This window comes from Leclercia sp. CFBP8987, from assembly GCF_034044995.2.
Classification (GTDB): Bacteria; Pseudomonadota; Gammaproteobacteria; order Enterobacterales; family Enterobacteriaceae; genus Enterobacter; species Enterobacter tamurae.
In genome coordinates, this window is the sequence record NZ_CM188255.1 from 91,172 (window position 1) to 116,470 (window position 25,299).

Consider the following 25,299-nt stretch of genomic DNA (forward strand, 5'->3'; position numbering starts at 1 on the left):
GTGTGAGTAGCCATTCCTTAGATTAACTAATGGATGATTGGCGTGATAAGTGCGATATCAGGTTTTTTAAACTGATGTCGCATTAGATTTATTTGGTATTTACTGCTGCGGTCGGCTAAAAACCTGGCGGAACATCGGTACCAGTATCTTATTACCGGTTTCACTGAGGTGATTATCGTCGAAGTACCAGGGTTGGAGATTTTTACTGCCCATACAGCGACTCGCGGTACAGAGCCAGGCGGTGGGATCCAGTACCTGAACGCCGCACTCTTTTGCCGCCCGCGTCTGGGCCTGCAAAATGGCCGCGTTCTTTTTCTCGTAGTCCGCCAGAGGAACCGATAAATCGCGGGTAGCTTTGCCGGTCATCAGACGATGGGATAACGTGCGGGGAACGTTACGCGCCATCTCGGGGATCGGGTTCACCAGCCAGACCGGATGCGAGCGATTCAGAGTGCACGCCATCCCGACAATCGCCTCGGCATACTGTTGCAGGTACGCCTGCTTGTCTGGCGAATGGGTATCAAATTTCACCAGCTGCTGTTCAGCATAATGCGTCAGGCGGTTCACGATCACCACCGGCACATCTGACGGATAATCCTGCAGCCGTGAAGGTAGGGACCGATTGAATGCGCCGCATCGGTTGTTCTCGCTCAGTTCACCCGTCGCCAGCGTCGGGCAGCCGGAATAGGTGATACCGATAACCGAGCCCTTGCCCTGCGCGGCTTCTGCCAGGGCGGTTGCTGTGGCTTCCGCATGGCTATCGCCAATAATGATGGCGGCAGGCTTACCCGTACCGTAAGTGCTTAAGTGCGTTTTCGGGTTAGCAGCATAGTTTTTGTTGGTGGCTTCCAGCGCGATTTTGTTCACCAGCGGATCGGGCTGGCTGACAATAAAATTGTTTTTCACCAGATAGCTGAACAGCCAGGCGACGACCACGCAGGCAAACAGGATTAACCAGAAAGCGCGGGTCGAGCGCTGGTTCAGGTAGTTCTTTCCGGGCTGCTCAATCAATACCCAGGAGAGCCATCCGGCGGCAAAAGAGAGCGCAATCGCGCTCATCACCCACAGCCCATTATGCTGTTGCCCGGAATAGATCAGGAATACCGCAATGGGCCAGTGCCATAAGTAGACGGAGTATGAGCTTAGCCCGGCCCAGCGAAAATTGCGGTCAAACAGGCTCACCAGCGGCTGGTAGTCGCTGTAAATCACCAGCATGGCACCCGCGACGGGGAGTAAGGTCAGCGGGCCAGGCCAGGCTTGCTCTGCCGTGATGAACACGAGGGATAGCAGGATCATGGCGTAACCCGCGATCGCCGTAAATGGCCGCAGCTTTAACGGCAGGATAAAACGCTGTGCGGCGTACCAGACCAGCCCGCCACACAGCATCTCCCAGGCACGATACGGCATCAGATAAAAGCTGGTGGCCGGGTTTGTGGAGGTTTGTGTCATGCTCACCATAAAGGACGCGATGGTGAGGACCAGCAGACAGAGGCCGGTGTTGAGCTTTTTCCTGAGGGGATATAAGCCCATCATAATAAACGGCAATACCAGGTAGAATTGCCATTCAACGGATAAAGACCAGGTATGTAAAAACCAGTTCTCATGCGAGTCGAGGGCAAAATAGTCCCCGGTCTCTTTGTTGAGTTTCAGGTTAGAAATAAACAGAGCGGCATAGCCAATATAGTTTCCGAGCTTTTTATACTCATTTGTCGGTAGCCAGAAAAAGGTCGCTACGGCGATAACCAGACACATCGCCAGCAGGGCGGGAATTATTCTTTTGCAGCGCGCGGCATAAAACTGAATAAGGTTAAAGCGGTTGCGTTCCAGGCCGGTGGCGATGATTTTGGTCATCAGAAAACCGGAGATCACGAAAAACACATCCACGCCCGCGAAACCGCCGGGCAGCAGGGTGGCGGTAAAGTGATAAAAAACAACAGAAAGAATGGCTATTCCGCGCAGCAGGTTGATGTCCTGCCTGAAATCGCGGTCAACTGAGAGGCTGGAGACGCCCTCTAATGATAAGTTGATGTTTGCCATTAGGTTTCCTGAAAAGGACGATCTGAATAAGGAATGCGGCCTGCATTCTATCAAAATCAGGAAAAGAGTGCTTATGTTCTGATGCGCCTGAAGCAGACAGTAAATTCTTATGGCTATTAAATAAAAATGGTCCCTGAGTGGGACCATTAATAACAAATCGGTGTCTGTTAATGCTTATTCGATGTTCTGGATCTGCTCACGCATTTGTTCAATCAGCACCTTCAGTTCAATCGCAGAATTAGTAACATCGGCGTTGATCGATTTCGATGCCAGGGTGTTCGATTCACGGTTGAACTCCTGCATCATAAAGTCGAGACGGCGACCGACGGCCTCTTTCTTCTTCAGAATGTTGTAGGTCTCTTTGACGTGCGCTTCCAGACGGTCCAGCTCTTCGGAAACATCAATACGCTGGGCCATCAGCACCAGTTCCTGCTCGAGACGGTTATTCTCCAGTTGAACTTCGGCGTCTTCCAGCTTGGCAACCAGACGCTCGCGCTGCCACTGCAGGATCTCTGGCATATGGGAACGGACTTTCACGACTTCGCCGCTCACGCCTTCCAGGCGTTGCTCGATCAGCGCTTTCAGCGCCTGGCCTTCGGTTTCCCGGGCCTCGATGAAATCGTCCAGCGTGCCGTCCAGTGCAGAAAGGATCTCAGCGGTAATCGCATCCAGATCCTGGTCGCCAGCCGCCATCACCCCAGGCCAGCGCAGAATATCAACCGGGTTGATTTCGCCTTCGTCGCTCTGCATTTTGACCCAGTTAGCGGCGTTCACCAGCTGTTTAGCCAGTTTCTCATTGAGGATCAGCTCCCCTTGCGCGCTCGCATCGGGTTCAAAACGCAGGTTGCATTCAACCTTACCGCGCGTCAGACGAGACCGGATACGCTCACGAACCACGGGCTCAAGGCTGCGGAACTGCTCAGGCATACGGAAATAGGTTTCAAGATAGCGTTGGTTTACCGAGCGCATTTCCCAGGTAGCGCTGCCCCAGCTACCCTTGATTTCACGGCGGGCGTAGGCGGTCATACTGCGGATCATAGACATTTCCGTTTTTGAGGAGAGATGGGGGGATTATAGCTTTCGGGGCTTTCTCAGGATAGGAATAAGCGCGTTTAATCCGTATAATGCGCAGCCACATTCGTTTCAAGCCGGAGATATCATCATGCGTCCATCAGGTCGTAGCGCCAACCAGGTGCGCCCCGTCACCCTGACCCGTAACTATACAAAACACGCTGAAGGCTCTGTGCTTGTTGAATTTGGTGACACCAAAGTGCTGTGCACCGCCTCCATCGAAGAGGGCGTGCCGCGCTTCCTGAAAGGCCAGGGTCAGGGCTGGATCACTGCCGAGTACGGCATGCTGCCACGCTCCACCCATACCCGTAACGCCCGCGAAGCGGCGAAAGGTAAACAGGGTGGTCGCACCATGGAAATCCAGCGTCTGATCGCTCGTGCGCTGCGCGCTGCGGTTGATCTGAAAACGCTGGGCGAGTTCACCATCACCCTCGACTGCGACGTGATCCAGGCGGATGGCGGCACACGCACGGCCTCCATTACCGGTGCCTGTGTGGCGTTGGCCGATGCCCTGAACAAACTGGTTGCGGCCGGTAAGCTGAAAACTAACCCGATGAAAGGTATGGTGGCAGCGGTGTCTGTGGGTATCGTCAAGGGCGAAGCGCTGTGCGATCTGGAGTACGTTGAAGATTCTGCAGCAGAGACCGATATGAACGTGGTGATGACCGAAGATGGTCGTATCATCGAAGTTCAGGGCACCGCAGAAGGTGAGCCGTTTACCCATGAAGAGCTTCTGGCGCTACTGGCGTTAGCCCGAGAGGGAATCGAATCCATCGTAACGACGCAGAAGGCGGCGTTAGAAAATTGATTTTAAAGGCGACTGATGAGTCGCCTTTTTTTTGTCCGTAGAAAAGCAAAGTCAGATGAGGAGTAAACCCATGAAACCCTATCAGCGCCAGTTTATTGAGTTTGCGCTTAGCAAGCAGGTCCTTAAGTTTGGCGAATTTACGCTGAAATCCGGGCGCAAGAGCCCCTATTTCTTTAACGCCGGGCTGTTTAATACCGGGCGCGATCTGGCCCTGTTAGGCCGCTTCTATGCCGAAGCGCTGGTAGATTCCGGGATAGAATTCGACCTGCTGTTTGGCCCGGCCTATAAAGGCATTCCGATTGCCACCACCACCGCCGTGGCACTGGCGGAGCATCACGATCGCGATGTGCCTTATTGCTTTAACCGCAAAGAGGCCAAAACCCACGGCGAAGGTGGGAATCTGGTCGGCAGCGCGCTGCAGGGCCGGGTTATGCTGGTGGATGATGTGATCACTGCGGGTACCGCCATTCGTGAATCGATGGAGATTATCAAGGCCAACAACGCGACGCTGGCGGGCGTGCTGATCTCGCTGGACCGTCAGGAGCGTGGCCGTGGTGAAATTTCTGCCATTCAGGAAGTGGAGCGTGACTACAGCTGCAAGGTGACCTCAATCATCACCCTGAAAGACCTGATTGCCTATCTGGAAGAGAAGCCGGAGATGGCAGAGAGCCTGGCAGCAGTGCGTGCCTATCGCGAAGAGTACGGCGTCTGAGTTTCTTGCCCGGTGGCGCTGTGCTTACCGGGCCTGAATGCTGTTTCCGCTACTGCAATTGCGCGGCGACTAACGGCCAGCGGGCATCAAAATCGTCCGTTGGACGATATTTGAATTCACTGCGCACAAAGCGGGAGAGCATCCCTTCACAGAAGGCCAGCACCTGCCCGGCAAGCAGCGATTCATCAATGCTGTATCCCTCGCCTTCACGCATCTTCTTTTCACGTAATACCTGGCGCAGCTGCACTTCGATACGTTCGAAAAGCTGGTTAATCCGCCCCTGCAGCCTGTCCTGCTCAAACATCAGCGCGTGGCCGGTCAGGATACGGGTTAACCCCGGATTGCGCTCTCCGAAACCGAGGATCAGCTGGACAATCAGACGCAGCCGCGCGGTGGTGTCTTTTTCATCCTTCAGGATCAGGTTGATACGCGTGATCAGGCTATCTTCGATAAACTCGATCAGGCTGTCGAACATTCGCGTTTTGCTGGGGAAATGACGGTACAGCGCCGCTTCCGACACGCCCACAGAGGCGGCCAGTTTCGCAGTGGTGATGCGTTGACTGCCATCGCTGGATTCAAGCATCAGAGCCAGAGATTGAAGTATTTCTTCGCGACGATTCCTTTTCGCAGTTTGTTTTTCTGCCATGTTACAAAATACCCCTGAAAATAAGCGCTTGTCAGGCTGACATCCACACAACAACCGCAAACGTCTGTTTGCGGTTTGTTAATACGTTATTAGATTGTGGAATGCGTTTAGCCGGGTTTATTTACGCCCGGAATGGCCGAAGCCGCCTTCGCCACGATCGGTGGCGTCAAAGTCTTCTACCAGATTAAATTCAGCCTGTACCACCGGGACGAATACCATCTGGGCAACACGCTCGCCGGGTTGAATGGTGAAGCTGTCCTGACCACGGTTCCAGACGGAGACCATCAGCTGACCCTGATAGTCAGAATCGATCAGTCCCACCAGATTGCCCAGCACAATACCATGCTTATGGCCCAGGCCGGAACGCGGCAGGATCACCGCCGCCAGAGAGGCATCGGCAATGTGAATTGCAAGACCGGTCGGCAATAGCGTGGTGGCGCCCGGTGCCAGCTCTACGGCGGCGTCGAGGCAGGCGCGCAGATCAAGACCGGCAGAGCCGGAAGTGGCATAGGTCGGCAGCGGAAATTCCTGACCAACACGCGGGTCCAGAATCTTAACGTCGATTTTTTTCATCATAACGGGTAACGATCTCGTCCAGTAATAGTTGGCCCAGGAGTTCCTTGCGCTCAAGCGGTAAGACTTTATCTCCATCCTGCCAGAATAGGTGCAGTGCGTTGCTGTCGCTGTTAAATCCTTGGGTGGCCAGCGATACGTCGTTCGCGCAAATCAAATCGAGGTTTTTGCGGGTACGTTTTTGCCGGGCATATTCTTCCACATTATTCGTTTCAGCGGCAAACCCAACAACGTAAGGCCGACGATCTTTTAGCGCGGCGACCCCGGCAACGATATCCGGGTTTTTCACCATTTTTATTGTGATTTCATCGCCTTGCTTTTTAATTTTCTCATCCGCGATGGCCGCTGCACGGTAGTCCGCCACGGCGGCGCAGCCAATAAAAATCTGCTGTTGTTGCGCGTGCGTCTGAACGGCCGCTTCCATCTCCAGTGCGGTGGTCACGTCGATGCGCTGCACCCGCGGCGGCGTTGGCAGCGACACCGGGCCGCTGACCAGCGTGACCCTGGCGCCGCGCTGCGCGGCGGCGGCGGCAATGGCAAAGCCCATCTTGCCGGAGCTTTGGTTAGTGATATAGCGCACCGGATCCAACGGCTCACGCGTTGGACCCGCGGTAATCATGATGCTGAGATGTTGCAGATCGTTGACAGGTGAAAAATGGCTGGCGGCCAGATCCACAATCGCCAGCGGATCCAGCATGCGGCCCGGGCCGACATCGCCACAGGCCTGGCTGCCGCTGTCCGGCCCCCAGATCTGCAGACCGCGGGAAGCCAGAGTTGCCAGGTTATGCTGGGTGGCCGCGTTGCGGTACATCTGCTGGTTCATGGCAGGCACCACGGCGACCGGCGCCGGGGTAGCCAGGCAGATGGTGGTCACCAGGTCGTTGGCCATACCGGCGGCCACGCGAGCGATAAGATCGGCGGTGGCCGGGGCAAGGATAACTAAATCTGCCCACTTACCCAGCTCGATATGGCCCATCGCGGCTTCCGCCGCCGGATCGAGCAGGCTGTCCGACACCGGGTAGCCCGAAACGGCCTGCAGGCTCAGGGGGGTAATGAACGCTTTGCCCCCTTCGGTTATTGCCACCCGCACGTCCGCGCCGCGCTCGCGCAAACGGCGCACCAGTTCCGGCGTTTTATAGGCTGCAATGCCGCCGCTGACGCCGAGAACGATTTTTTTACCGGCCAGGCTCATCATGATTCTTTCCTGTTGGGTTCACCAGAGAGGTGGGCATTTTATCACAATCCGAAATGCATCGGGATGTTGTCCACCGGCCACTTTGCGAGGCGTTACGCAAGACGAGAAATCCGCCATCGTGAGGGGCCACTGTCTGTGGCAGCATAGCCTGACTATGGAGGAGGTGAGTGTATGGAGACATCATCCCCGCAGTTACCGCGGGAAAAAATGCTCGCTGATGGCGCCACGACGCTGACGGACGATGAGCTGCTGGCGCTGTTTCTGCGAACCGGAACGCGAAGTAAAAGTGTGTTCACGCTTTCTAAAGACCTGTTGCAGCATTTCGGCTCGTTGCACGGCTTGCTGACTGCCGAGCTGGCCGCGTTCAGGCGGGTCGACGGGATCGGTATTGCGACCTTCGCCCAGCTCAGAGGCATTGCGGAGCTTGCCCGTCGTTACTACTGCTCGGGGATCAGGCGGGAAACCCCGCTGGAGAACCCGGAGATGACCCGGGAATTTGTGCGCAGCCAGCTGGCGGAAGAGGAGCGAGAGATTTTTATGGTGATTTTCCTCGATAATCAAAACCGGGTACTGCAACATTCCCGGTTATTTTCGGGGACCCTGAGCCATGTGGAGGTGCATCCACGAGAAATTGTGCGTGAAGCGATAAAAGTGAATGCCGCTGGCGTGATCCTCGCGCATAATCACCCCTCAGGGCGCGCCGAACCGAGCAAAGCCGACAGAGACGTGACCGCACGCATCATGAAATGCTGTCAATTCATGGATATTCGTGTTCTTGACCATCTGGTGATAGGTCGCGGAGAGTACGTTTCGTTTGCCGAACGTGGGTGGATTTAAGCCATTTCTCGCGATCCATCGGGATCTTTGTCTGTTCGGGACTTGAGCACATCCGCGAGTCAGCGTATACTACGCCACCTTTGAGAATCTCGGGTTTGGCAATTGGGCCTGGCAATCGATGGTTCACTTAGAATCGCGATGACTGGGCTGTAAAGCCTGACGAGGCGCCGATACCCCATACGAAGCTCGAGCTAATTTGATTTTTGGAGAATAGACATGTCCCGAGTCTGCCAAGTTACTGGCAAGCGTCCGGTGACCGGTAACAACCGTTCCCACGCACTGAACGCGACTAAACGCCGTTTCCTGCCGAACCTGCACTCTCACCGTTTCTGGGTTGAGAGCGAGAAGCGTTTTGTCACCCTGCGTGTATCTGCTAAAGGTATGCGTGTTATTGATAAGAAAGGCATCGATACAGTTCTGTCCGAACTGCGTGCCCGTGGCGAAAAGTACTAAGTACTTAACGAGGAAATAAATCATGGCTAAAGGTATTCGTGAGAAAATCAAGCTGGTTTCTTCTGCTGGTACAGGTCACTTCTACACCACCACGAAGAACAAACGTACTAAGCCGGAAAAACTGGAACTGAAAAAGTTCGATCCAGTTGTACGCCAGCACGTACTGTACAAAGAAGCTAAAATTAAATAATTTTAGAATCCTTGTACTGAAAAACCCCGCAACTGCGGGGTTTTTTGCATTCTGAATCTCAACGGAGGAACCATGCCTGAATTACCTGAGGTAGAGACCAGCCGCCGTGGCATTGAGCCTCACCTGGTCGGTGCGACCATTCTTCACGCTGTTGTCCGCAACGGTCGTCTCCGCTGGCCAGTTTCTGATGAGATCCACGCCCTGAGCGACAAACCCGTTCTCAGCGTCCAGCGCCGCGCGAAGTACCTGCTGCTGGAGCTGCCGGATGGCTGGATCATTATCCATCTGGGGATGTCCGGGAGCCTGCGTATCCTCACTGAAGAGCTGCCCGCGGAAAAGCACGATCATGTTGACCTGGTGATGAGCAACGGCAAAGTGCTGCGCTATACCGATCCCCGCCGCTTTGGCGCCTGGCTGTGGACCAAAGAGCTGGAAGGGCACAACGTGCTGGCGCATCTGGGGCCGGAGCCGCTCTCGGATGAGTTTGACGCGGAATACCTGAAAGCGAAGTGCGCGAAGAAGAAAACCCCGATTAAACCCTGGCTGATGGATAACAAGCTGGTGGTTGGCGTGGGTAACATTTACGCCAGTGAATCGCTCTTTGCCGCCGGGATCCATCCCGATCGCCTCGCTTCCTCGCTTTCTGCGCAAGAGTGCGAGCTGTTAGTCAGGGTGATTAAAGCGGTGCTGCTGCGTTCGATTGAGCAGGGCGGAACCACCCTGAAGGACTTCCTGCAGAGCGACGGTAAGCCGGGCTACTTTGCTCAGGAGCTGCAGGTCTATGGCCGTAAAGATGCGCCATGCCGGGTCTGCGGTGCGCCGATTGTGGCGACCAAGCACGCTCAGCGCGCCACCTTCTACTGCCGTCAGTGCCAGAAGTGATATGCAGGCCGGGCAAGCGCAGCGCCGCCCGGCAAGAAGGCAGGAACTACTTCAGCTTGTCCATCAACGCCTGATGAACCACCGCGGGTAAGAAATGGGTGACATCCCCCGCGTGGCGCGCCACCTCTTTCACCAGCGAAGAGGAGATAAACGACCACTCTTTGGATGGCATCAGAAAGACGCTCTCCAGCTCGGGCATCAGATGGCGATTCATGTGCGCCAGCTGCATCTCATATTCAAAGTCGGCCACCGCACGCAGGCCGCGGATCAGGATATTCGCCTGCTGAGCGCGGGCAAAATTCGCCATCAGGTCGCTAAAGCCCACCACGTCCACATTAGGCAGGTGCGCGGTAGCGGCTTTTGCCAGGCCCACCCGCTCCTCAAGGTCAAACAGCGGCTTTTTGCTGGGGCTGGCGGCAATCGCCAGAATCACCGTATCAAACATGCTTGCGGCACGGGTGACGATGTCAATGTGACCGTTGGTGATGGGATCGAAGGTACCCGGATAGATCGCTTTTGTGCTCATGGCTCACGCTTTCTCTGAGTAGCCGCGGTTCAGCGCCCACAGCTCGGTGTATTTATTAAAAGTATACTGGGCGTTAACCACCGCCAGTAACCAGCCCTGTTTACCGTCCAGCACGCCACCACGCAGCACCAGCGTCTTCAGGAACGCCCCTGCGGTGTGGCTGAAAATACCCGCCAGCGAGGTTGTCTTACCGCGCTGATGACGCTCCTGAGCCCAGGCCGTGGCGTAATTAAGCTGTTTGCGCTGGAAGCTGGCGAAATCACGACAGGTGAGATGCAGCAGATCGCCATCGAGGGCAACCACATGCGCGCCGCCGCAGTCCAGCGACTCATGCACCAGATTATCGTTGTACTGATAGCGCGTGCGCGGGTAGAGACGCATCACCCGATCGGGATACCAGCCGCTGTGACGCATAAAGCGACCCAGGAAGTAGTTACATCGGGCGATGCTGTAGACGGCCTCGGGTTGAGGTGCAGCCAGCACGTTCTGGATGGCCTGGTGCAGTTCCGGGGTGACGCGCTCGTCGGTGTCGATCATCAACACATAATCGCCGGTGGCGAACTGCTGTGCACGCTGGCGCTGAATGCCATAACCCTGCCAGTCGGGATTGCTATAGACCTGCACACCGGCCACGCGGGCAACCTCCACCGTGGCATCGGTACTGCCGGAATCGAGCAGGACGATCTCATCGGCCCAGGCTACAGAGGCGAGGCAATCCGGCAGCAGGTCAGCGGCGTTTTTGGCGATCATCACGACCGACAGACGCGCAGACATTAATGGCTCCGTACGGGCAGGTAAGGTTGCAGAAGTTGCAGCAGGCGGGTCAACGCCCCCTGGTTCTGGTGCAGCACTTCGACAGCGTGACGGCCATACCACAGACGATAGTCTTCATCAGTCAGCAGGGTGGAAACTTCCTTCACGATCGAGTTGGCATCGGTGACCGTAATCAGACCGTCGGCCTGCTGCAGCTTGGCGCAGATATCTTTGAAGTTGAAGGTGTGCGGCCCCATCAGCACAGGAATAGCGTGCGCTGCCGGCTCCAGCGGATTATGCCCGCCGCGCTCTACGAGGCTGCCACCGACAAAGGCCAGATCGGCAATGCCGTACAGCATCATCAGCTCGCCCATAGTATCGCCAATCACCACCTGGGTGCTGGTCGACGGGATTTCACCGCTGCTGCGCATAATGAAGCTGAATCCGCCTTTCTGCACCATGTCGCGAGCATCTTTAAAACGCTCAGGGTGACGTGGCACCAGAATTAACAGCAGATCCGGGAAGCTTTCCAGAAGCTGGCGATGCGCCTGGAGGATAATCTGTTCTTCGCCGTCGTGGGTGCTGGTGGCGATCCACACTTTACGGCGCGGCGCCCACTGGCGACGCAGGGTAATCGCCCGGGCAGCCAGCTCCGGGGTGACAGAGATATCAAATTTCAGGCTACCGGTGACCGCCAGCTGATTACGCTTCAGGCCCAGCGACAGGAATCGCGCGCCGTCCTCTTCATTCTGGGCCGCGATCAGGGTGATTTTACTCAGCAGGCGGCGCATAAATTTGCCCAGCTTGCCGTATCCCTTCGCCGAACGTTCCGACAGACGGGCATTGGCCACCACCAGCGGAATTTTACGGCTGTGCAGGGCGGAAATCATGTTCGGCCACAGTTCGGTTTCCATCACGATCACCAGCTTAGGGCGCACGGTATTGAGGAAACGGTTCATGGCGCAGGGTAAATCGTAAGGCAGATAGACGTGATGAACGTCTTTGCCAAAGGCGGACATGGCGCGTTCGGATCCGGTTGGCGTCATGGTGGTGACGGTGATCGGCAACGACGGATAACGGTGGCGCAGGGCGCGGACCAGCGGAATGGCCGCCAGCGTTTCACCCACGGACACGGAGTGGAGCAGGATACCGTCCGGCGCAACTTTGTTGCGGCAGAAACCATAGCGTTCAGCCCAGCGTTTACGGTAGGCAGGCGCTTTACGGCTACGTAGCAGCAGTCGTAGCCACACCAGTGGCTGAATAATATAGAGCAGAGCGGTATACAACAATTCCAAGCGATTATCCGTTTTTCAGTTTCGGCGGGCAAATTCTAAGCATTTAGGCCGTTTAAAGCTATCCCTTTGGCGCTTTTGCTCAGCCATTTGCCTGCGTTACGTGCGTTCGCAGATAAAAAAACGGGCATCAGATGCCCGTTTAATGATTTCTGCTTAACGTTCCGCTTCCGGCAGTTCGTTCAGATGGTAGGTGACGCGCTCCGACAGGCCGCGAATATCACCCCCGGTGATGTAGTAGCTGTCGTCCTTCTGGTTCGGATTACTGACCGCGTACCCCAGCATCTTGTTGATCAGCGTCGCCATCTGGTAATGGTTGAGCGGGACCTGCTGGCTGATAGCGCTCATCGCATAAGCCGGATCATTACTGAAGTAGAGGAACGGCACCTGAGCAATCGGCATCTCAACAATCGAGTGGCCGAACAGCCCGCCATCACCGACGCGTTCGCCGTGATCCGAGGTAACAAACACCAGCACCGGCAGTTTTGATTTCGCCATCGCGGTACGGATCGCCGAGGCCAGCTCTTTGTCGTACAGGCGCACGGCATCATCGTACTCATTCTTCTTCTGCGCCACGTCGTCACTCAGGCGTGGGGTAGAGAATTTCGCGAAGCCCTGCGGGATGTTGCGCTCATAAGGAATATGCGGCGCGCGACTGTTCAGCACCATCAGGAAAGGTTTGTTCCAGTCCAGCTTCGCCTGTTCAACGGAAGGGGTAAGCACCACATCGGCACCCACGTCCGGTGCCGGGCGGATCTGCGTATCTTCCCACAGGTCGATATCGTGGATACCAATCCAGTTGCTCAGCCCTTCCAGACCCTGGGCAGAGATAAACGCCGTCTGGTAGCCCTGCTTTTTGGCATTGGTAAAGATGTTGGTCGATTTTGACTTATAGGCGGCGTAGTTGTCCGGCTCGCGCAGGTTATTGACCAGCATCGGGATCGCCACGCGGGTTGAAACCGCGTTCGAGACGATCAGTCGGCCTGTACCCTGATACTGTTCCATCAGGGCTTTCAGTTCTGGCGTGGTGTCGCGCTCGTACCCCAGGGCGCTGACATGATGCGGGTTGAGGCTTTCGCCAATCGCCAGGATGATAGAGTATTTCCCGGCGTGGCTGCCCTCTACAGGCGTGACCTTATACGGCTCATAGTGCGTGACGCTCTGGTTTTCACCCGAAAGGGCTTCCGGGATCAGGCGAATGGCGCTGTAACTCATGGCTGACAGACCATTGCGCAGCAAAGAGTGGCGCAGATCCGGGTTGAATTTATACATCTGCCCGTCGATGGCTTTATAGAACTGACCCGCAAACATCACCACGATAGCCAGCAGGCACGGCATCGCCACCCACTTATGCCACTGCGGCGCCAGACGTCGGGTAAAGACCAGCGCAAAGATCACCGCGACGGCCATGATGGCAAAGTAGATCCCAAGCGATCCCAGGCTGTCCGTGATGCCGCTGGCGATATCTTTGGTTTCGACGAAGGCCAGCCACACTTCACTCGGGCCATAAAACTGGCCGTAGAACTGGTAATACACCGCTTCCGATATCTGCACGATAAAGGTCACTGCCAGCAGCAGACGGGTCAGGAAATAGCGGGCGCTGACGGCCGCCAGCAGGGAAATAATCAGATACAGCGACATGTCGCTGGATTTCGGCTGATATACATGGTCTTTCAGCAGGATGATGATTTCACACAGTGAAAACAGCACCAGGAAAGCCAGCGTGAGTATCACGGTGCGCAGAATATTGCGACGCGGCGTGAGTGACGATTGTGAGGATGTTTTAAACATGAACGGACTCAAGGTTACTTAAAACTTTTTAGTCAGCGGGCGAATGGCTTTACCGAAACCAAAGCGCAATGCACGAACCAGGGTTGGGCGTTTATGCAGTCCTTTACGCCAGATATCCTCAAACAGGCTCAACCAGCGCGCGGCAACCGCTTCGCGGGAATAAACCTGCAGACGTTTGTCGCCCTGCTCGCGCATCTGACGATAGAGTTCAGGGGAGTTTTTCAGCCGCATGATGGCGTCGAAAGCTTCATCCGGTGTTTTGGCGATCAGGTAGTCGAACTCGCTTTCGCGGATCGCGCGGTAAGAAGGCTCGTCGTCGCAGATCATCACCGTTTTACCCAGCCAGTTGTTAATCAGCTTACTGGCAGGTTTGCGCGCCAGTTTGTGGTCGTGTGATTTGCGGAAACTGATACAGACGTCCACGTCCTGGTAGTTAGTCCAGTTATCGAAAGAGATACGCAGATCGATGCCCTGCTCAGCAAGGCGCTGCTTAAAGGCCTCGCTGCGAAACGCTTCCGGGAAGCTGTCCACACGGCCAAAAAAGGCCACGGTTTTGACGGTTTCATCGGTACGCTCACGCGGTTTCACCCCCGGCTGCGGCCAGTAGGGAACAAAAACGCCGTTGCTACGGTTATCCGCTTCCGGGTTCTGATCCACCACCACGTCCGCGCCAATCACCGGTGGGCGGTCGGCACGGGCAACGACAGTCACGCCACGCCAGGGTTTGACGCGCGATCCAAAATCATCGTTATGCATCAGGTTGATGGCATCCGGGCGACATTCCGATCCAAATGAACACTCGATGTCATCTCCGTAATAGTGTTTCAGCGCCAGGGTGGTCTGGAACGTCCAGCCGCCGCGACCGCCGCAGTAAAAACGCTCCGGGATGGTATCCGGATTGACGCGGTTATCCAGCAGCGTCTGGAAGTCTGCATAGTTTTTGGCGATGAAATCAGCGCGGGAGACCGCGTGTAATTTAAGTTTGCTCATAATATTCGTTAGCCGATGATTTTTTTAAGGCGGAAGTAACGACGTCCCAGACGCCAGCGCTGACGCAAACCCCGCGCGTTTTGCCAGATCATCGACCAGATGCCGCGATCGAACAGTTCCTGGGTGATTTCGCGTTTTTTCGCGCTGTCTTCGATATTGTTAATGCTGTGCAGAATACCCAACCCCTCTTTGGCAATCTGCCATCGGCAGGCCGGAACACGCTTCACCTGGTCCGGATAGCGTTTATTGATGGCATCCAGCATTTCGAGGATTTTCATATAGTGGCGTGACGAGCGCATTCGCGTGTCGTCGGTCCCTGGCGTGTGCGATACCGAGGCAGAGTGGATCAGATAGTCGTAATAGACTTCATCCACATATTGTACGCGTTTGGCCGTCAGCAGCACTTCCGTGGTCCAGGGAATATCCTGATGACGCAGGCCGTGTTCGAAGGTAAAACCCTGCGCTTTGATAAAGGCGTGGCGATAGATATTCAGCCAGGTGACATGCAGGAATTTGCGCGAGGCCAGCGCCTTCTGCAGCCACTCCGGGCCGTCCAGCACGCCGGTCGAGGCCAGTTTGTCTGAAGGGAAAATCTTTTTCGACGGGCGTCCATCGTCATAAATATAATTACCGTTGCAGGTCGCCACATCGAGCTGGCCTGCGAAAGCAATATCCAACAGGCGCTGATACATGCCGGGGTAAATAACGTCATCAATATCGGGGAACGCGACGTATTGACCCGTCGCCAGGGCAAGACCGGTATTGCGTGCGGCCGATACGCCACCATTAGGCTGATCGATTATGCGGAAATGGCTAAATTTGTCGGCATAGCCGGCAATGATTTCCGCTGAGCGATCCGTTGAGCCGTCATTAACAATGATGAGTTCCAGGCTCGATAAATTCTGCTGTTTAATGCTGTCAAAAAAAGCGCTCAGGAATTTTTCGCCATTAAAAACGGCAACGATGAGGCTTAATTGAGGCGTTTCAGACATGCTTTCTCCGTAAAAATACGCAGCAATAAAAAGGGTATAACGAGGCCATTTGCTGGCAATTCGACAGCCGACAGGCTAAAGCGTTCCGCGCCATGGTGATTATTCCCCTGGCGCGTCAGATTGGTCAGGACATTTGCTTTTCGGTGTTTGCAGGTCGTAGGGCGCACATGCCAACCAGTAAGCCGGTCAGTAACATATACTGCTCCAGATAGTGATCCTTGAGGTTATGATCGACCATGGTTCGGCAGAAGAAGCCGACGGTAAAGAGCAGCAGGAACATTCCCACCATCATTTTGCCACGCCGGAACTCCCGCCAGCCGATATACCAGCAGCCCACTAGCAGGATCAGCCAGCCTGCGATGCCAATGACACCGTTCTGAATACCAAATTCAATCAGGCCGTAGTGGCTGTGGGGAATGTTAATCCGGTTATCCTGGGTATCCCGACGCAATACGTAGCGGAAGGCCTCTTTTTTGGCCCCTACACCTGCTGGATGTTCGGCAATTAGGTTCCAGCCCTGATGGAAGAAGCTTGCCCGGCAGCCGTTGGAGTGGTTCATAGGTACACCCAGGCTATTAACCGGTACCGCTCCGTCTGTTTTATTGTAACAAAAGCTGGTGAAGGGGGCATTCCATCCAGCAATGGCATCACTTTCAAGGGTTTGCCAGCGCGGATCGGTTTTCCATGAGGCGTAACCGAGCAGCGCAGAGGCAATAATAAGACCAACCAGAATGCCGCCAGTGACGACGACCCGACTGCGGCGCATGCTATGAAGGCTTAACAGGATAAAGGTTGAGAACAGGCTACCGACCAGACCGATAGTGCCCCAGCGGGTATCCACCAGCGCGGTACATACCAGGTTACTTAACAGTATCAACGCCAGCATCGGTGTATTCAGGCGCAGGAAGCGTTGATGTAACAGACCGCGCGCCAGCAGCTCGGCCATGATAAAGCCGGTAATCATATTGACCTGGAAGCTCATGCGGGTGCGGTTATAAACGATCCGCGTTTCGCCCCAGTGGATAACCCCATCGCGCCAGTAGAGCCAGACAGTATCAAGCAAATGTACGCAGACCACGCCCCAAAAGAAAAGGATCACCAGCGTAAAGAAGCGGGCGGCGGACATGGAGGGGAATGTTCTCTGGATCGCCGGCAATAATACCAGGCCAGCGCAGAACAGTAATACCGGGCGTAACCACTGGCCACTCCAGGCAGAAACCATTTCTTTTATGTCCGGAGCGACAAAAAAGCCATTAATCAGAATAAAGAAAGTTAACGCCCATATAACAATAAGAACGAACTTAATTTTGCTTAAATCCAGCCGCTGTCTGGTTGTTATCCCACTAAAAAACAGGCCAAGTGCCACGGCGACAATGGGATAAATCAATCCATTGCGGTGAAACGGCAGCTGATCGTTGGGAATAGGCCAGACAAAACATAAAGCCAGTACAGCAAGGACTAACAGGCCTGTCAGAATGTTACGAGTATTTGTCATATATTTTGGGCTGGTTAAGGATTTTTTCGGTTCTTGACCGGCTGGTTAACAACGCTGTGAGCCATCTCCACGGTTTTTCCGTGGGAAATAAAAAGCCAGAGAAAACTATCACAAATGCCTGACCTACAGAAGGACAATGTTTGTAAGCAAGAATAATCCGTTACGCGCTTTCCGGCACCAGGCTTTATGTATTACCCAGGCCGTAACGGTTATAATTTGCTGCTACGGCAAGTTCTTGCACAATAAACAGGATAAGTATGCATATCGTTCACACTGAAGCAGACGGTGGTAAGGGCGGTCAGCCATTACGCATCATTAATGAGTCCTTAGGGATGATTCAGCGCGGCCATCAGGTGACCATACTTTGTCCGGAGAGTGCACCGCTACACGGTCTGGCACGCGATGCCGGGTTAACGGTCGTAACTATGCCGCTACGACGTAAGAACCTGCAAAACCTGCAGCAGCTGCGCCGCTGGCTGAAAGAGAACCGCCAGTCCGTTGATGTCATCAACAGTCACAATTCTGCCGATACCTGGCTGGTGGCGCTGGCCAATCTCACCCTGTCGGACCCGGTTCCGCTGGTGCGTACCCGTCATGCCTCAGGCGTGCCGCGCAATAACTGGACCACCCGCTGGCTGTTTCGCAAAGCCTGCGCCCATATCGTGACCACCGGGGAAGCGCTGCGCCAGCAGATGGCAGATATCGGCGTGCCGATGGCCCAGAGCACGTCCGTACCGAGCGGCGTGGATACCCAACGTTTTCACCCGGCGGATAAACAGCAGGCCCGAGAGCACTGTGGCCTGTCGCAGGCCGATTTCTGGCTGGGCGTGGTGTCGCACCTGCGGCCTAACAAGGGCCATAGCGTACTGCTGCGTGCTCTGGCCAGCATTGATAATCCGCACATCAGACTGGCGATCGTCGGCGAAGGGCCGCATAAAGCGACGCTGGAGCAGGAGATTATCGACCTGGGATTGCAGGAGCGGGTAGTGATGGCGGGGCATCGCAGCGATCCAGAGCGCTGGTTCCCGGCCTTTGATGTCGCGCTCAGCCCTTCGCACGATATGGAAGGCGTCCCGCAGGGGGTACTGCAGTCGCTGGCCTCGCGTATTGCGACCATTGCCACCGACGCGGGCGGCACGGCTGATGCGGTGATTAACGGCCAGACCGGGATTTTGATTGCGCAGCGCGACGAAACGGCGCTACGCGAGGCGATTGTGCAGTTATACGACGACGGCGCGCTGCGCGAAACGCTGGCGCAGCAGGGATACGATTACCTGTGCAGCCATTTCACCCGCGAGTGCATGCTGGAGGCGATGGAAAAGGTCTTTTCCACCGCGGCTCAGCGCAGCAGGTCACGGTAAAGCGCCTGCAGCTCTTTCGCCATCCGCTCCAGGGTATAAGGCTCAGCAGTGGCGCGTGCCGCTGCTGAATAATCAACACCCTGTTCACGGCCCTGAAGCCAGAGGCTTATCACCTGCTGATACCCGTCGCTGTCGAGCGCATCGCGCACCCAGCCGTTAACGCCCTCTTCAATCCACTCCGCCGCGCCGCAGCCATGGCTGGTGAATAACGGCAGGCCACAGGCCAGCGCTTCGACGCAGACGTTCGGGAAGGGATCGTAAAGTGTCGGCAGGATCAGCGCGTCGGCGGTGCCGTACACCTGTCGGACATCGGCAACCGGCCCCAGAAAACGCACCCGGGACGCCACGCCGAGGGTCTGGGCCAGCTTTTCGAATTTGCGCGCATGCTTGTCGCGTCCGGCGATCAGCAGCCAGACATCAGGGTGAGGAACAATAGCGCGCAGCGCCGTCGCCACCCCTTTACGGCTGAACCCGGAGCCGACATAGGCCAGCACCGGTGCTGCCTGGGGGATCCCCAGCGCATCACGCTGGGAGAGCGAGCGCACCTCAGGAGTGAAGTGGGCAGTATCCACACCGTTGTAGATCACCGTCAGCTTGTGGTCCGGCAGGCCAAAACGGCGGGCGATATCATCCCGCACCATTTTCGAATTGCAGATCACGTTGCGCAGCGCAGGATGGGTAAACATCTGCGCTTCCGCCTGTAAAATATAGCGATGGTAGCGGCTCAGGGACTGCGCCCAGCGCGCCAGCGGCGACTGGATGCGATTGTACTGTGCAAGCCAGGTGGCATGTACGCCATCCCCGGCGCGGAAGATGGTCGCCCCTGGAATGCGTTCGTGGCTCTGCACGATATCGAACTGGGCAAACTGCGCCGCCGCAGCGTTGGCAAAACCCGACTCGCGATCGAGTCGGTTGCGGAAGGCCGGGTTAACCGTCAGGGTTTTCCAGCCTGCGGCATCTTCCCACTGACGGGCGATCAGCGTCACGTCCAGGGCCGTATCCTGCGCCAGCACGTTCAGCGCGCGGGAGACAAAACGCTCCGCGCCGCCGTTGGGGTTATAGGTCTGTCGGACGATAGCCAGCTTCATGCCGGATTTTCCAGCAGCAGGGTATCGATGGCGCTCAGCACCATCTGCGGGGTGATCGCCGTAATACAGTCGGAGACGCCGCTGTCGCCGCAGCCCGCTTTACCGCAGGGCTGACAGGTAAAGCCAGCCACGATCACCCTGTAGTTCACCCCCCACGGCGCCCACTTGATCGCCCCGGTCGGGCCGAAGATGGCGACGGTCGGGGTTCCTACCGCGCTGGCGAGGTGCATCGGCATCGAATCGACGCCAAAGTAGACCCGCGCGTGCTTCATCAGCGCGCCCAGCTCTTTCAGGTTTAACTGGCCGCTTAAATCAAACACCGGCTGGGTGAGCGCGGCACGCAGCGCATCCATGTAGGCGGTCTCTTCTTTTGATGGTGCTGCAGAGAGGATAATCGGCAGGCCGCGGGCCGCCAGGTTATCGATGGTCGCAGCCAGCTTGTTGATATCCCAGGCCTTGAACATCCAGCGCGACGTCGGGTGCACCAGAATGTAGGACTGGCTCGTCAGCCCGAAACCGGCCAGTTTCTCCGCAATCGACGCTTCCGCCGCATCGCCCGGCACAAACAGGGTATGTTTGTCGGCATCGGTCCGCGGATGAATACCGATCCGCCGCAGCGCATCCAGATTCACCTCCACCATATGGCGGCTGTTATCCTGAATCGCGGGATAGAGGGTGGTAAAGGATTTGACCCAGCGGCGACGTGCCAGCCCGCCGCGTTTATCGGGCTTAAAGCCGACGGACACGCGCGGTTTCAGACGACGCGCCAGCCGCGCGCCGTGCCAGTGTTCGGTCAGGTTGATCAGCACGTCATACTGCCGCGCCTTCAGGGTATTCAGCAGGGCGCGGTACAGGCGGAACTGCGCGAACCAGCCTTTTTTACGCCAGTTGCGGCCAATGGTATGCACCTGGTCGATATAAGGATGGCTGGTGAGCATCGCCTGGGTGTCGTCATACACCAGGGCATCCACTTCGACATCGGGGTAGTTCTTTTTCAACACCGTAAAGACCGGCGAGGTCAGCAGGACGTCACCGTGGTGACGCAGCTTAACGATCAGCACGCGCTTCGGTGGGCGCTCCGCTGAGAAAAAATCAGACATAGGCTCTCTCTGCTGCCAGCAACGGCTCTAATTGCGCAAATACCGCAGCGGTGGACAGGTCGCTCAGCTGCGATGAATGTTCCGGGCGGCAGATATATTGATTTTTGCCATAGCCGCCAATCAGACCCGGATCCGTCGGGCCGTAAAGCGTAATATTAGGACGATCCAGCGCCGCCGTCAGGTGGCTGAGGCCGGTATCCACCGACACCACCGCCGTGGCGCCAGCCAGCTGTTGCGCCACGCCGTCCAGCTTCATCCGGGGCAGCACGTCCACATAATCAAAGTCTTCTGCCAGACGCTTCGCCCGCGCCTCTTCGTGCGGGGCACCCCACGGGAGCTTAATGCGCAGGCCCGCATGACTCAGCAGGCCGATAAGATCGCGCCAGTGGGCTTCCGGCCAGTGTTTATCATCCCGGGTGGTGGCGTGCAGGAAAACCAGATAAGGCGCGCTTTTGGGTTCTGAATCATGCAGGAAGTGCCGGGAAATCGCGTAATCACCCTGCATGTCGGGTTTCGCATAGCCCAGGCTTTTGGCGAACAGCTCCCGGGTGCGTTCCACCGCGTGCTGCTGCTTCGCGATTGCATGGCGGCGGGTATAGAACAGGCTCGCCAGCGGTTCGCGGGCGCTGTGCCAGTCCATACCGTGCTTCACGCCGTGCGCCAGTCGGGTGACCAGCGCCGCGCTTTTGACCAGCCCCTGGGCGTCAATGATGGCATCATAATGCTGCGCCTGAACCGCCTCGCGAAAGGCCTGACGTTCGGCTTTAATCGGTGCGGAGAACCAGGCTTTGCGCCAGCGACGGATCGCCACCGGGATCACCCGGTCTACGGCTTGATGCCAGCCCGGGATCTGCGCGAAGCCTTCTTCCACCACCCAGTCAAAACGGATACCCGGAATCGCCTGCATGGCATCGGTGAGTGCGGGCAACGTATGGAGCACGTCGCCCATCGAGGAGGTTTTAACGATCAGTACCCGCATCCGTTACCCTTCTTCGCTCAACAGCAGCTCGTTAAGCTCGTCGAGGACACGCTGCGGAGTAATGTCGATCAGGCTCTGGTGATAGCCTTCGGCGGCGTCACCCTTACGTACTTTGTGGTAGCCAGTGATCAGACGGATCACCCGCGCCTTATGCGACAGCGGCGGGGTAAAGTCCGGGCTGCTCGGGCCGTACAGCGCCACCAGCGGGCGGTTCAGCGCCGCGGCAACGTGCATCAGGCCGGAGTCGTTAGTGACCACGGCCTTACAGGCGGCGAGCAGAATAACGGCCTGCTCCAGCTGGGTTTCTCCGGCCAGGTTGCGGCACCAGGCCTGCTGCTCAATGCTCAGCGCGGCGAGGATTTCATTCCCCGCCTCATGATCTTTCGCCGAGCCGAACAGCACAATCTGATAGCCTTCGTCGATCAGCTGCTTCGCCAGCTCAGCATAGTGATAGTGCGGCCAGCGTTTTGCCGGGCCAAATTCCGCGCCAGGACAGAAGCCAATCAGCGGCCGATCGGGTAACAGGCCAAAAGCGTTACAGGTCTGGGATTTTTCACCCTCGTGGACCTGGAGCTGCGGCCACAGCAGCGGCTGGGGCAGATCTTTCGCGCTGCGCATTACGCCTTTGTCGTAGGCCAGCGCTACGTAGCGCTCCACCATCAGGGGCCAGGCCTCTTTATCCAGGATCCGGGCGTCATTCAGCAGGCCGTAGCGCATCTCGCCCCGCCAGCCGGTGCGGAGCGGCACGCTGGCAAAGAAGGGCACTAATGCCGATTTAAAGGAGTTCGGCAGGACGTAGGCGCGGTCGTAGCGCTTGTCGCGCAGGTTATGGCCGAGCTTGCGGCGCTCTGCGAGTTCCAGCGCCCCGTGACCAAGCGGCATCGGGATCGCCTCGTTAACTTCCGGCATCCGCGATAACAGCGGACGGCACCACGCGGGTGCCATCACGTCAATTATCGCCTGGGGATAGCGCGCCTTGAGCGTGCGATAGAGACTTTGCGACATCATCATGTCGCCCACCCAGGACGGGCCAATCACCAGTATTTTCATTCACTTCATCCTTCAAGCTGTCTCTGCGTTGGCTGCCTGCGTTCACTCCAGTCACTTACTTGTGTAAGCTCCCGGAGATTCACTTAGTTGCCGCCTTGATACCGCTCGAATGATTTTGTGAATTGATATCGCGGTCGCGGTTCAGCCAGGCCATATACTCCGTCACGCCTTCGGCAACGGTCTTGAACGGCTTGTGATAGCCGGCGGCGCGCAGGTTAGTCAGATCCGCTTGGGTAAATGCCTGGTAGCGGCCTTTCAGCTTGTCCGGGAACGGGATGTACTCAAGGCTGCCTTTCTGATGATACGCCAGCGCAGCATCGGCTACCGCCTGGAAGGACTCTGCGCGGCCGGTACCCAGGTTGAAGATGCCGGAGACGCCGTTTTCCCAGAACCACAGGTTCACTGCTGCCACGTCACCCACGTAGACGAAGTCACGCTTGAAGCCATCGCTGCCTTCGAACAGTTTCGGGGTTTCGCCGTTGTTCAGCTGGGTATTGAGGTGGAAGGCCACGCTCGCCATGCTGCCTTTGTGACCTTCGCGCGGTCCGTAGACGTTGAAGTAGCGGAAGCCAACGATCTGCGAGTTGGCTTCTGGCAGCACCTGGCGCACGTATTCGTCGAACAGGAACTTGGAGTAGCCGTAAACGTTCAGCGGCTGCTCAAATTCACGGGATTCAATAAAGTCTGAAGTGCGCCCGCCGTAGGTCGCTGCGGAAGAGGCGTACAGGAACGGAATTTCACGCTCCAGGCAGTAGTGCAACACCTCTTTGGAGTACTGATAGTTGTTATCCATCATGTACTTGCCGTCCCACTCGGTGGTGGAGGAGCATGCACCTTCATGGAAGATGGCCTCGATCTCACCGAACTCTTCACCCGCCATAATCTGGATAAGGAAATCTTCTTTATCCATGTAGTCGGCAATGTTCAGATCCACCAGGTTAACGAACTTGGTGCCGTCTTTCAGGTTGTCCACCACCAGGATGTCGGTGATGCCTTTGTCATTGAGGGCCTTAATAATATTGCTGCCGATAAAGCCCGCGCCGCCGGTAACGATGATCATAGCTGTAACCTTTGAAGTGTGGAGTCCGGGGACAATCCCGGACACTAATAGTCATATCATATCATTAGTATGACTCCCCATCAGCCATTCACCGACATCCCGCAGGGGTACACGTGATTTATGCTGCAAAAACGAGAACTGTTAATGCGTCATCTCGTATCGGGGTATAGCTTTGGGTAATATGTGCCGAAATTTGCCGAGTCTGGAGAATTGCAATGCGTGGTGATTTTTACAAACAGTTAAACAGTGACCTGGAAACCGCGCGTGCGGAAGGGTTGTTCAAAGAAGAGCGGATCATTACTTCTGCTCAGCAGGCAGATATCACCGTTGCCGACGGCAGCCATGTGATTAACTTCTGTGCCAACAACTATTTAGGTCTGGCGAATCACCCTGAGCTGATCGCTGCCGCGAAGGCAGGCATGGACACCCACGGTTTTGGTATGGCCTCCGTGCGCTTCATCTGCGGCACCCAGGACAGCCATAAAGCGCTGGAGAGCAAGCTGGCTGCGTTCCTCGGCATGGAAGATGCGATTCTGTACTCCTCCTGCTTCGACGCTAACGGCGGTCTGTTTGAGACCCTGCTCGGTGCGGAAGATGCCATCATTTCCGATGCCCTGAATCATGCGTCGATCATTGACGGCGTGCGTCTGTGTAAAGCGAAGCGTTTCCGCTACGCCAACAACGACATGGTTGAGCTGGAGGCCCGTCTGAAAGAGGCTCGCGAGGCTGGGGCGCGTCACGTGCTGATCGCCACCGACGGCGTGTTCTCGATGGACGGCGTGATCGCCAACCTGAAAGGCGTCTGCGATCTGGCGGACAAATACGATGCGCTGGTGATGGTCGATGACTCGCACGCGGTCGGCTTTGTCGGCGAGAACGGTCGTGGCTCCCACGAATACTGTGAGGTGATGGGCCGGGTGGACATCATCACCGGCACGCTGGGCAAAGCGCTCGGCGGCGCATCCGGCGGCTACACCGCGGCGCGCAAAGAGGTGGTGGAGTGGCTGCGTCAGCGTTCCCGTCCGTATCTGTTCTCCAACTCCCTGGCCCCGGCCATTGTTTCCGCCTCCATCAAGGTGCTGGAGATGGTGGAGTCCGGTGCCGATCTGCGCGACCGTCTGTGGTCAAACGCCCGTCTGTTCCGCGAAAAAATGACCGCCGCAGGCTTTACCCTGGCCGGTGCCGATCACGCCATTATCCCGGTGATGCTGGGCGATGCCGTAGTGGCGCAGAACTTTGCCCGCGAGCTGCAGAAAGAGGGGATTTACGTCACCGGATTCTTCTTCCCGGTGGTGCCAAAAGGTCAGGCGCGTATTCGCACCCAGATGTCGGCGGCGCATTCCCCTGAACAAATTGAGCGTGCGGTTGAAGCCTTCACCCGCATCGGCAAACAGCTGGGCGTAATTGCCTGAGGACGC

General features: G+C 56.5%; 25 protein-coding genes. 8 read left to right on the plus strand and 17 right to left on the minus strand.

Annotation, left to right across the window (positions count from 1 at the left end; genetic code table 11):
- Positions 1-99 precede the first annotated feature (99 nt).
- Positions 100-2,037: an acyltransferase family protein gene (locus SOM40_RS00460; protein WP_320530839.1), complete on the minus strand. Its 1,938-nt coding sequence runs from the start codon at positions 2,035-2,037 to the stop codon at positions 100-102.
- Between the two features lie 174 nt (positions 2,038-2,211).
- Entirely contained in the window at positions 2,212-3,075 is an 864-nt protein-coding gene (locus SOM40_RS00465) for a YicC/YloC family endoribonuclease (RefSeq protein WP_106995434.1), read from the minus strand.
- Between the two features lie 124 nt (positions 3,076-3,199).
- On the opposite strand from SOM40_RS00465, the gene rph reads away from it, so the two are divergent.
- Together rph and pyrE are read left to right on the plus strand one after the other, a co-directional pair.
- The gene (gene rph / locus SOM40_RS00470) at positions 3,200-3,916 is read left to right on the plus strand and encodes a ribonuclease PH (RefSeq protein WP_106995435.1); all 717 of its coding nucleotides are present in this window, start codon (positions 3,200-3,202) and stop codon (positions 3,914-3,916) included.
- A gap of 70 nt (positions 3,917-3,986) precedes the next feature.
- Positions 3,987-4,628, plus strand: a complete 642-nt coding sequence (gene pyrE / locus SOM40_RS00475) for an orotate phosphoribosyltransferase (RefSeq protein WP_320530840.1) — start codon at positions 3,987-3,989, stop codon at positions 4,626-4,628.
- Positions 4,629-4,677: 49 nt separating this feature from the next.
- Here the strand turns inward: pyrE and slmA are convergent, their stop codons facing one another.
- From slmA to coaBC, 3 genes are all read right to left on the minus strand, one after another.
- On the minus strand, positions 4,678-5,274 hold the full coding sequence (slmA, locus tag SOM40_RS00480; protein ID WP_320530841.1) for a nucleoid occlusion factor SlmA: 597 nt from the start codon (positions 5,272-5,274) through the stop codon (positions 4,678-4,680).
- Positions 5,275-5,391: 117 nt separating this feature from the next.
- Entirely contained in the window at positions 5,392-5,850 is a 459-nt protein-coding gene (gene dut, locus SOM40_RS00485; RefSeq protein ID WP_032615705.1) for a dUTP diphosphatase, read from the minus strand.
- Positions 5,828-7,039, minus strand: a complete 1,212-nt coding sequence (gene coaBC, locus SOM40_RS00490) for a bifunctional phosphopantothenoylcysteine decarboxylase/phosphopantothenate--cysteine ligase CoaBC (RefSeq protein WP_320530868.1) — start codon at positions 7,037-7,039, stop codon at positions 5,828-5,830. The genes dut and coaBC overlap by 23 nt, the downstream gene beginning before the upstream one ends.
- A gap of 174 nt (positions 7,040-7,213) precedes the next feature.
- Here coaBC and radC point away from each other — a divergent pair, with 174 nt between their 5' ends.
- The 4 genes from radC (at position 7,214) to mutM (ending at position 9,404) form a co-directional block, all read left to right on the plus strand.
- On the plus strand, positions 7,214-7,879 hold the full coding sequence (radC, locus tag SOM40_RS00495) for a RadC family protein (RefSeq protein ID WP_166181125.1): 666 nt from the start codon (positions 7,214-7,216) through the stop codon (positions 7,877-7,879).
- Positions 7,880-8,095: 216 nt separating this feature from the next.
- Positions 8,096-8,332 carry a 50S ribosomal protein L28 gene (gene rpmB, locus SOM40_RS00500; protein WP_002436699.1) on the plus strand — a complete coding sequence of 79 codons (237 nt, stop codon included), beginning with the start codon at positions 8,096-8,098 and terminating at the stop codon, positions 8,330-8,332.
- Positions 8,333-8,354: 22 nt separating this feature from the next.
- Positions 8,355-8,522, plus strand: a complete 168-nt coding sequence (gene rpmG, locus SOM40_RS00505) for a 50S ribosomal protein L33 (RefSeq protein ID WP_003024094.1) — start codon at positions 8,355-8,357, stop codon at positions 8,520-8,522.
- Positions 8,523-8,594: 72 nt separating this feature from the next.
- Positions 8,595-9,404 (plus strand): bifunctional DNA-formamidopyrimidine glycosylase/DNA-(apurinic or apyrimidinic site) lyase, encoded by an 810-nt coding sequence (mutM, locus tag SOM40_RS00510; RefSeq protein ID WP_106995439.1) that lies wholly within the window; start codon positions 8,595-8,597, stop codon positions 9,402-9,404.
- Positions 9,405-9,450: 46 nt separating this feature from the next.
- Here mutM and coaD read toward each other — a convergent pair whose 3' ends face one another.
- From coaD to SOM40_RS00545, 7 genes are all read right to left on the minus strand, one after another.
- Positions 9,451-9,930 (minus strand): pantetheine-phosphate adenylyltransferase, encoded by a 480-nt coding sequence (gene coaD, locus SOM40_RS00515; RefSeq protein ID WP_106995440.1) that lies wholly within the window; start codon positions 9,928-9,930, stop codon positions 9,451-9,453.
- A gap of 3 nt (positions 9,931-9,933) precedes the next feature.
- Positions 9,934-10,704 (minus strand): glycosyltransferase family 2 protein, encoded by a 771-nt coding sequence (locus tag SOM40_RS00520; RefSeq protein ID WP_320530842.1) that lies wholly within the window; start codon positions 10,702-10,704, stop codon positions 9,934-9,936.
- Entirely contained in the window at positions 10,704-11,978 is a 1,275-nt protein-coding gene (gene waaA, locus SOM40_RS00525) for a lipid IV(A) 3-deoxy-D-manno-octulosonic acid transferase (protein WP_106995442.1), read from the minus strand. Before waaA ends, SOM40_RS00520 begins: the two co-directional genes overlap by 1 nt.
- A gap of 153 nt (positions 11,979-12,131) precedes the next feature.
- The gene (locus SOM40_RS00530) at positions 12,132-13,766 is read right to left on the minus strand and encodes a sulfatase-like hydrolase/transferase (RefSeq protein ID WP_166181133.1); all 1,635 of its coding nucleotides are present in this window, start codon (positions 13,764-13,766) and stop codon (positions 12,132-12,134) included.
- Between the two features lie 18 nt (positions 13,767-13,784).
- On the minus strand, positions 13,785-14,756 hold the full coding sequence (locus SOM40_RS00535; protein ID WP_166181135.1) for a glycosyltransferase: 972 nt from the start codon (positions 14,754-14,756) through the stop codon (positions 13,785-13,787).
- Between the two features lie 8 nt (positions 14,757-14,764).
- On the minus strand, positions 14,765-15,748 hold the full coding sequence (locus tag SOM40_RS00540) for a glycosyltransferase (RefSeq protein WP_106995445.1): 984 nt from the start codon (positions 15,746-15,748) through the stop codon (positions 14,765-14,767).
- Between the two features lie 124 nt (positions 15,749-15,872).
- Complete coding sequence (locus tag SOM40_RS00545) at positions 15,873-17,243, minus strand: O-antigen ligase family protein (RefSeq protein ID WP_320530843.1); 1,371 nt, start codon at positions 17,241-17,243, stop codon at positions 15,873-15,875.
- Positions 17,244-17,500: 257 nt separating this feature from the next.
- On the opposite strand from SOM40_RS00545, the gene SOM40_RS00550 reads away from it, so the two are divergent.
- Complete coding sequence (locus SOM40_RS00550; RefSeq protein WP_320530844.1) at positions 17,501-18,604, plus strand: glycosyltransferase family 4 protein; 1,104 nt, start codon at positions 17,501-17,503, stop codon at positions 18,602-18,604.
- On the opposite strand, the gene SOM40_RS00555 is transcribed toward SOM40_RS00550, so the two are convergent.
- The 5 genes from SOM40_RS00555 to rfaD form a co-directional block, all read right to left on the minus strand.
- A complete protein-coding gene (locus tag SOM40_RS00555) occupies positions 18,583-19,692 on the minus strand; it encodes a glycosyltransferase family 4 protein (protein WP_320530845.1) in 1,110 nt (369 codons plus the stop codon). The genes SOM40_RS00550 and SOM40_RS00555 overlap by 22 nt on opposite strands.
- Positions 19,689-20,792 carry a putative lipopolysaccharide heptosyltransferase III gene (gene rfaQ, locus SOM40_RS00560; protein ID WP_106995449.1) on the minus strand — a complete coding sequence of 368 codons (1,104 nt, stop codon included), beginning with the start codon at positions 20,790-20,792 and terminating at the stop codon, positions 19,689-19,691. Before rfaQ ends, SOM40_RS00555 begins: the two co-directional genes overlap by 4 nt.
- The gene (rfaC, locus tag SOM40_RS00565; protein ID WP_320530846.1) at positions 20,785-21,771 is read right to left on the minus strand and encodes a lipopolysaccharide heptosyltransferase RfaC; all 987 of its coding nucleotides are present in this window, start codon (positions 21,769-21,771) and stop codon (positions 20,785-20,787) included. The genes rfaQ and rfaC overlap by 8 nt, the downstream gene beginning before the upstream one ends.
- Before the next feature lie 3 nt (positions 21,772-21,774).
- On the minus strand, positions 21,775-22,821 hold the full coding sequence (gene rfaF, locus SOM40_RS00570) for an ADP-heptose--LPS heptosyltransferase RfaF (protein WP_320530847.1): 1,047 nt from the start codon (positions 22,819-22,821) through the stop codon (positions 21,775-21,777).
- A 79-nt stretch (positions 22,822-22,900) separates the two neighbouring features.
- Positions 22,901-23,881, minus strand: coding sequence for an ADP-glyceromanno-heptose 6-epimerase (rfaD, locus tag SOM40_RS00575; protein WP_320530848.1), 981 nt, complete (start codon positions 23,879-23,881; stop codon positions 22,901-22,903).
- 215 nt (positions 23,882-24,096) lie between these two features.
- Between rfaD and kbl the strand changes: the two genes are divergently transcribed.
- On the plus strand, positions 24,097-25,293 hold the full coding sequence (gene kbl, locus SOM40_RS00580) for a glycine C-acetyltransferase (protein WP_106995453.1): 1,197 nt from the start codon (positions 24,097-24,099) through the stop codon (positions 25,291-25,293).
- Positions 25,294-25,299: the final 6 nt, after the last annotated feature.

Bases quoted from the DNA above. Each gene is read 5' to 3' on its own strand.
- SOM40_RS00540 (WP_106995445.1), bottom strand. From the start codon at position 15,748: ATGTCTGAAACGCCTCAATTAAGCCTCATCGTTGCCGTTTTTAATGGC.
- SOM40_RS00545 (WP_320530843.1), bottom strand. From the start codon at position 17,243: ATGACAAATACTCGTAACATTCTGACAGGCCTGTTAGTCCTTGCTGTA.
- rpmG (WP_003024094.1), top strand. From the start codon at position 8,355: ATGGCTAAAGGTATTCGTGAGAAAATCAAGCTGGTTTCTTCTGCTGGT.
- SOM40_RS00460 (WP_320530839.1), bottom strand. From the start codon at position 2,037: ATGGCAAACATCAACTTATCATTAGAGGGCGTCTCCAGCCTCTCAGTT.
- rfaC (WP_320530846.1), bottom strand. From the start codon at position 21,771: ATGCGGGTACTGATCGTTAAAACCTCCTCGATGGGCGACGTGCTCCAT.
- rph (WP_106995435.1), top strand. From the start codon at position 3,200: ATGCGTCCATCAGGTCGTAGCGCCAACCAGGTGCGCCCCGTCACCCTG.
- pyrE (WP_320530840.1), top strand. From the start codon at position 3,987: ATGAAACCCTATCAGCGCCAGTTTATTGAGTTTGCGCTTAGCAAGCAG.
- coaD (WP_106995440.1), bottom strand. From the start codon at position 9,930: ATGAGCACAAAAGCGATCTATCCGGGTACCTTCGATCCCATCACCAAC.
- SOM40_RS00465 (WP_106995434.1), bottom strand. From the start codon at position 3,075: ATGATCCGCAGTATGACCGCCTACGCCCGCCGTGAAATCAAGGGTAGC.
- SOM40_RS00520 (WP_320530842.1), bottom strand. From the start codon at position 10,704: ATGTCTGCGCGTCTGTCGGTCGTGATGATCGCCAAAAACGCCGCTGAC.
- rpmB (WP_002436699.1), top strand. From the start codon at position 8,096: ATGTCCCGAGTCTGCCAAGTTACTGGCAAGCGTCCGGTGACCGGTAAC.
- rfaQ (WP_106995449.1), bottom strand. From the start codon at position 20,792: ATGTCTGATTTTTTCTCAGCGGAGCGCCCACCGAAGCGCGTGCTGATC.
- SOM40_RS00535 (WP_166181135.1), bottom strand. From the start codon at position 14,756: ATGAGCAAACTTAAATTACACGCGGTCTCCCGCGCTGATTTCATCGCC.
- rfaD (WP_320530848.1), bottom strand. From the start codon at position 23,881: ATGATCATCGTTACCGGCGGCGCGGGCTTTATCGGCAGCAATATTATT.
- SOM40_RS00550 (WP_320530844.1), top strand. From the start codon at position 17,501: ATGCATATCGTTCACACTGAAGCAGACGGTGGTAAGGGCGGTCAGCCA.
- coaBC (WP_320530868.1), bottom strand. From the start codon at position 7,039: ATGAGCCTGGCCGGTAAAAAAATCGTTCTCGGCGTCAGCGGCGGCATT.
- SOM40_RS00555 (WP_320530845.1), bottom strand. From the start codon at position 19,692: ATGAAGCTGGCTATCGTCCGACAGACCTATAACCCCAACGGCGGCGCG.
- rfaF (WP_320530847.1), bottom strand. From the start codon at position 22,821: ATGAAAATACTGGTGATTGGCCCGTCCTGGGTGGGCGACATGATGATG.
- SOM40_RS00530 (WP_166181133.1), bottom strand. From the start codon at position 13,766: ATGTTTAAAACATCCTCACAATCGTCACTCACGCCGCGTCGCAATATT.
- mutM (WP_106995439.1), top strand. From the start codon at position 8,595: ATGCCTGAATTACCTGAGGTAGAGACCAGCCGCCGTGGCATTGAGCCT.
- kbl (WP_106995453.1), top strand. From the start codon at position 24,097: ATGCGTGGTGATTTTTACAAACAGTTAAACAGTGACCTGGAAACCGCG.
- radC (WP_166181125.1), top strand. From the start codon at position 7,214: ATGGAGACATCATCCCCGCAGTTACCGCGGGAAAAAATGCTCGCTGAT.
- slmA (WP_320530841.1), bottom strand. From the start codon at position 5,274: ATGGCAGAAAAACAAACTGCGAAAAGGAATCGTCGCGAAGAAATACTT.
- dut (WP_032615705.1), bottom strand. From the start codon at position 5,850: ATGATGAAAAAAATCGACGTTAAGATTCTGGACCCGCGTGTTGGTCAG.